The sequence below is a fragment of the uncultured Ferrimonas sp. genome, from assembly GCF_947489035.1.
In the GTDB taxonomy this organism is placed as follows: Bacteria; Pseudomonadota; Gammaproteobacteria; order Enterobacterales; family Shewanellaceae; genus Ferrimonas.
The window spans coordinates 1-5,365 of the sequence record NZ_CANLCI010000051.1 but is presented as its reverse complement, the minus strand read 5'-3'; the positions used below and the strand labels follow the sequence as shown (position 1 = coordinate 5,365).

Below are 5,365 nucleotides of genomic sequence, written 5' to 3'. Positions count from 1 at the left end.
AGGGAGCTGTTGTACAACTCCCCTTTTCAGCCTTAACTTGGCATTGAGCGCCAATGAGAACCAACATCTTCCCAACGCCCGCATCGGAAGCGGCGGTAAGAACAAACATGAACTGTTTTGGGTTTCATGATCATCTCCCAGTTATAGTTGGGGAGGGATCTACGGCTATTGTGAAGAAAGCTGCAAAACGGTACGATGAGAAACACACATTGGTCATCAACGTTCGGGCAACTGAGCTTGAGACCTCCCAGTGTAGGGCTCTAAGTGCTTTGTTGGCGCAATGCACTTACTCTTCACTGAACAACGGCTTCTATTGTTGGCGCAATGGAAGCCGTTTTTTTATTTCTCCCGCCTCACCCCCTTAAACGGCTTGCCGTCTTGCTTTACGTCCATAAACTGCCCAGTTTCTGAATCTCGTTTTACCCACTGCTCAGTCTTAGGGTTGTAAGTTTGAGAACGACCACGAACCGCTCCGACCCGCCGGCCATCTCCGTAAGGTGCATTTTTAGCCAAAATGCTATCTCCTATAGTCAATGTTGTGCCCAATAGGATTATTGAACACAACATACTGTACCGCCTCTTTTTGATCTGGTCAACACATCTTTTTGTGTGTATGCTGTGTGTATAAATGTGTGACTATGGCTCAGCCATAAGAGGGTGATATGAGTACAGTCAGCTTAAAAAGAGCAAAAAGCGAGAGAATCGCATACATTGAATTTAGACTCTTCTATCTTGGGTCCGTTTCCCGGCAAGATGTTGCAGAGCGGTTTGGTTGTAGTGATGCTGTTGCAACTAGAGATCTATCTGAATATCAAAGCACTAGGCCAGATAACTGTGAGTACGATGCTAAACGTCGGCGTTATTACAAGTCAGAAGGCAAATTCAAGTTTATATTCGACCTTTCAGTTCATACAGTTCTTAGAGAGTTAGTGGAAGGCGGTCAATCACTTTTAGAAAATGAGCGAGTTGGAACAATAAGTGGAAACATGCCCTTGCAGCTAACTAATCCAAACAACGAAGTTGTAGCAAATGTTTCCAGGGCAATATATGAACAAAAGTTGTTAGAAATTACTTACATATCTCTAAATAGCGGTAAGAAATCTAGAAAAATAATTCCCCACAGTATATTTACAGATGGTTTGAAGTGGTATGTGAGAGCCTATGACAGAGTCAGAGAAATGTTTATAAACTTTAACCTGACCAGAATTTATAGCTCTATCATAAAAGATGATGAGATAGAAAAAGTCGAAGGCGAAGATTTTGACGAACAGTGGAATTCTAAAGTGCCTCTGGTACTAGTTCCCCATCCTAATATTCAACATAAAGATGCAATAAAAATCGACTACGGTATGAAAGATGGAGAATTAATTTTATATGTAAAGACCTCAATGGTTGAGTTCTTTTTAAGAAAGTGGAATATTGACTGCTCTCCAGAAGACCGGTTGCTTGAAGGTAGCGAATACCAGTTATGGTTGAAAAACAATCAAGCATTAGTAGGTATCTGTGAATTTAACATTGCGCCTGGGTATATAAACCATAAGAGCAAGCCGAAATAAAGCAACGGTTAAATTTATATTAACTCCATGATAGTAACATCATGGAGTTAATTTTATGAAAACATTTGAAAGTATAAAAGACATTGACAACCTACCAGTGGAATCCACAATTATTGAAGCTGTGAAGTCTCATCTGTATTATCCATTCAAAAATAAAATGGAAGCAGATGAATATTGGAAAGGAATTAACTGTAGGCTATACCTTTTAACAGCAGAAGATAACCTTCCAGAAGACGACTTCCTGAGAAATCAGCTATTGTTTGCCATTGAGTATCCAGAGTGGGAGGTAACAATAGAAGACAAATATACGTTAACGTTAAGCATTATAAGTGACAACGGTCAAGGGATATATCTGCTCTTCCGCAGAAACCTAGATCTCAATAAATTCATGGAGGTTCAGTAATGGCTAAACAGCCAAAGGGAAACACGCTTGCTGCCGACGGCGTCGACGAATCCTCTCAATACGAGATATTGGTATCTGCCAACGCTCCGAAGTTAAGGGACAAGTCTAAGGAGATACAATACGAAATCGGCAAGCAAGGAGACGGCCTAGCAATCCGTATTGTTGCCAACGACGGCGGAGGCTTGTTTTCTAACGAGTGGGTCGAAATTGAATCACTAACAGATCTACTGAGTTCCCTATCTAACGATACCCCGTTTTCGTCTAAGGTATTCGATAGGATATTCACGCAAAAAGGCAACAATAACGCTGGCTTCATGGCCGCAATTCTACGCTACGAAGGAGCAATCAAACCTGCACCCAACAAGCTATACCAGCACCTCATTAACATAGAACCAAAAACTCTCGCCCAGCACCTCACAGAGAAGTCCTAACAGCTAACTCCAGATACCAGTATCCATGTATTCGCTAACCGCGAAGGGAGCGGTGTGTCTGGAGTTTATACCCCATCCAATGGAGGAACCATGATCTCCAGAAAGTTCAAATTCAACAAGCGCCAACTAGATAACATATCACCTACACCACCTGACAGTCGGAGTAAGGAGACGGAATATACCGACGAGGGATGCACGGGATTAAAGCTGATAGTTAATCGCCAAGGTCGGAAGCGCTACCTATTTCGTTACACCTTCAATGGGGTTAAGCGCAGCCTACAGATTGGTGAATACCCCGCTATCGACATTACAACAGCACGCCAAATTGCCAATGACCACCGTAGACAAATTGCTCTGGGCAATGATCCTAAGCAGTTACGAGAACAGCAGCGTTCGGTGCTGACGTTTTATCAATTTGCGGAAGAACATTACCTACCTTATGCCAAGGTAAACAAACTGACAGCTTCAAGTGACGAAGGGAATCTAAAGCTGCATGTTTACCCCACCTGGCACCGAAAGCCCTTAAATCAAATTGGACAGCAAGACATTCAGAAACTGCTGGACGAACTACTGAAGGGACGTAAGCCAGCTACCGTAAACAGGCTCAGAAGCCTTGTCCTGCGTATGTTTCGATTGGCGATGGAGTGGGGCTATATAGATAAACATCCTGGTCAATACATCAAAAAGTACAAGGAGAACAACCAGCGTCAACGCTACTTAAGCAAAGAAGAGATTTCAGGGTTTATCTCTGCATGTGATCGAGAGACTAATCGTGTTCAGGGCAATGCTCTCAAATTTGCATTGCTCACCGGAATGCGAATCGGGGAAATCTGCAACTCACAGTGGTCACATCTAACCTTCGACGACGACGGCGCAAACCTATTTTTACCACACACAAAATCCGGCTTATCTCGAACCGTATTACTCAATCAATTAGCATTGGAGACAATCTATGATCAAAAACAATATCGCATCAACGGCAATCCATACATATTTCCCGGAGACGCCGTGGGAAGACCTATTACACACCCGAAGAAGGCGTTTGCCCGTATTAAAGCTTCTGCTGGGATAGGAGACAATTTCCGCATCCACGACTTAAGGCATACATTCGCTTCCGTATTGATAAATTCTGGACAGGCAACACTGTATGACGTTCAACATCTTCTCGGGCATCAATCGCCTCAAACAAGTACTAGGTATGCCCACTTGGGTTCTGGACGGTTGCGCTCGGTCAGTGGACATGTCTCAGACCTCGTTCAACAAGTAATACAAACATAGGGAAAAATCTATGCCTATACCTGCATTGGCGGCAAATCCATTTTTCGCTGCCGGATTCATCGCGGGCTATGCCACGTATAAACACTTAACAAAGGAGTAATCAGGTGCCACTTCCAATCGCTTACTTTGGCTATGGAGTTGTAGTCGGTTTTATATACGCATCAAATTAATTTTAATTGTTGTGAAAATAGTGTCAGGCATATACGCTCTGACACTATTTTTTCTAAGCCTACTTATTTGAGTACGGAGATGTGATTTATTATTTCTATTTCACTTTCATCATCTTCTCCGAATATATTAACTGGGCCAGAATACTCGACAGTGTTAAGCACAAGTCGATGAAAAAGGTCAAGACACTTAAGTAAATTATTAAGCTTTTCTTTTTCTTTTGCGCTATTAGGAGCGATACTCTTAGGGTGTGCGCATTCATTTCTTAACTCGACCCAAGCTTTCTTGTACTTCTTGTCAATTACACCTTTATTTACAAGTATATCAAGAGATTTAGACGCAGTTATGGTTTTCCAATATGAAACGCTCCCCTTAAGTCTACCTTTGTAATTAGAGTCAATATCAAGTCCATCTAAAGACTTTTTAATTAATGCAATATCGGACTCCAACTTTTCATCTTTTTCAAAAACCTTAAAGCTAGGGATGAATATGTCATTTAAAACGCCCTCTATAGCTACAGAAAGGACTAACTCTGATATCGCACTTGTAGAAGAAAATCCACTCCAAACTCTTTCCCACTGACTGATTATAGCATCGAGTTTATCCGGGCTATTACAGTGAAGATTATAAATGTTTTTAAAAAGCATATAACTATACTCAGTTTCTGTACTCTTTCTATTTGAAGAAAAAATTTCTGGTATAGGGTTAGACGATCTTTTTTGGCAGTCTAAATTACTGGCACTATTTATTCTTGTTATTTTAGACTCACCCACACTATGAATCTCTATATATGGCCTCGGAACTCTACCGGATGAGAATCCAACGTAAAAGTTAATGCACTTTATTAGGCTATCACCACAGAACGTTCCTTTAACTTTTGCTACAGTGTGATCCTTCTCTGTTCTTAGCATGAGGTTATAGAGAACATTATCGATTCTAGATTCATCCCAACTACTAGACTCATACCCTTTCGTTGATTCACTTTTATTCATGTGGTTTTTAGGTATATCAATCTTTTCTCTAAACTCATAATATAATAAGTCTTCGTCAGTTGCAGATTCTCTCAATCCATCATGTTGAATGTATGGAAGCAAGAATTCGACAACGAATGGACTATGAATCGAGAGCTCGTTTAATATTAAGGTAAAACCTTCAGAAGTAAATCTATCTCCAGATAATGTAGAGAACTCAGCATGAACTAAAGTTTCTAGATTTGTTGAATCACTTGGGAAACGCCTGGAAAAGCTTTGCATAGGCCCAGTCGGACGAGGTACTTCAAACTGGGTGCAGACTAGCTCAACGTATAGCAAGCCATACTTGTTTTGCCTTATCTTCCCGTGCCCTTCTAAAGCAATGCCCCCATCACAGTCTTGCCAAACTTTTATATTTAGACAATGAATCTCTAACTCAGCATTGCGTATGCTTTTTATAAATTCGTTACTGATATACATAAAATTTCCTGGACATATTATCATCCTCGTAGCGTTCTATGGTCGCATAGCTTAATCCCAAATACTAAACCAAAGACC

At 41.1% G+C, this 5,365-nt stretch carries 5 protein-coding genes; 4 read left to right on the top strand and 1 reads right to left on the bottom strand.

Translation table 11 applies throughout. The annotated features are described in order from the left end of the window. Nucleotides 1-662: 662 nt before the first annotated feature. The 4 genes from Q0796_RS17945 (at nt 663) to Q0796_RS17930 (ending at nt 3,668) form a co-directional block, all read left to right on the top strand. Nucleotides 663-1,556 carry a WYL domain-containing protein gene (locus tag Q0796_RS17945; protein ID WP_298445842.1) on the top strand — a complete coding sequence of 298 codons (894 nt, stop codon included), beginning with the start codon at nt 663-665 and terminating at the stop codon, nt 1,554-1,556. Nucleotides 1,557-1,611: 55 nt separating this feature from the next. Beyond that, nucleotides 1,612-1,959 (top strand): hypothetical protein, encoded by a 348-nt coding sequence (locus Q0796_RS17940; protein ID WP_298445839.1) that lies wholly within the window; start codon nt 1,612-1,614, stop codon nt 1,957-1,959. After that, complete coding sequence (locus tag Q0796_RS17935; protein WP_298445836.1) at nt 1,959-2,390, top strand: hypothetical protein; 432 nt, start codon at nt 1,959-1,961, stop codon at nt 2,388-2,390. The genes Q0796_RS17940 and Q0796_RS17935 overlap by 1 nt, the downstream gene beginning before the upstream one ends. Before the next feature lie 90 nt (nt 2,391-2,480). Next, nucleotides 2,481-3,668, top strand: coding sequence for a site-specific integrase (locus Q0796_RS17930; RefSeq protein WP_298445834.1), 1,188 nt, complete (start codon nt 2,481-2,483; stop codon nt 3,666-3,668). Nucleotides 3,669-3,901: 233 nt separating this feature from the next. Here the strand turns inward: Q0796_RS17930 and Q0796_RS17925 are convergent, their stop codons facing one another. After that, entirely contained in the window at nt 3,902-5,287 is a 1,386-nt protein-coding gene (locus Q0796_RS17925; RefSeq protein ID WP_298445829.1) for a hypothetical protein, read from the bottom strand. Between the last annotated feature and the right edge of the window lie 78 nt (nt 5,288-5,365).

Coding starts and splice junctions, on each gene's coding strand:
- Q0796_RS17945 (WP_298445842.1), top strand. CDS start 663: ATGAGTACAGTCAGCTTAAAAAGAGCAAAAAGCGAGAGAATCGCATAC.
- Q0796_RS17940 (WP_298445839.1), top strand. CDS start 1,612: ATGAAAACATTTGAAAGTATAAAAGACATTGACAACCTACCAGTGGAA.
- Q0796_RS17935 (WP_298445836.1), top strand. CDS start 1,959: ATGGCTAAACAGCCAAAGGGAAACACGCTTGCTGCCGACGGCGTCGAC.
- Q0796_RS17930 (WP_298445834.1), top strand. CDS start 2,481: ATGATCTCCAGAAAGTTCAAATTCAACAAGCGCCAACTAGATAACATA.
- Q0796_RS17925 (WP_298445829.1), bottom strand. CDS start 5,287: ATGTATATCAGTAACGAATTTATAAAAAGCATACGCAATGCTGAGTTA.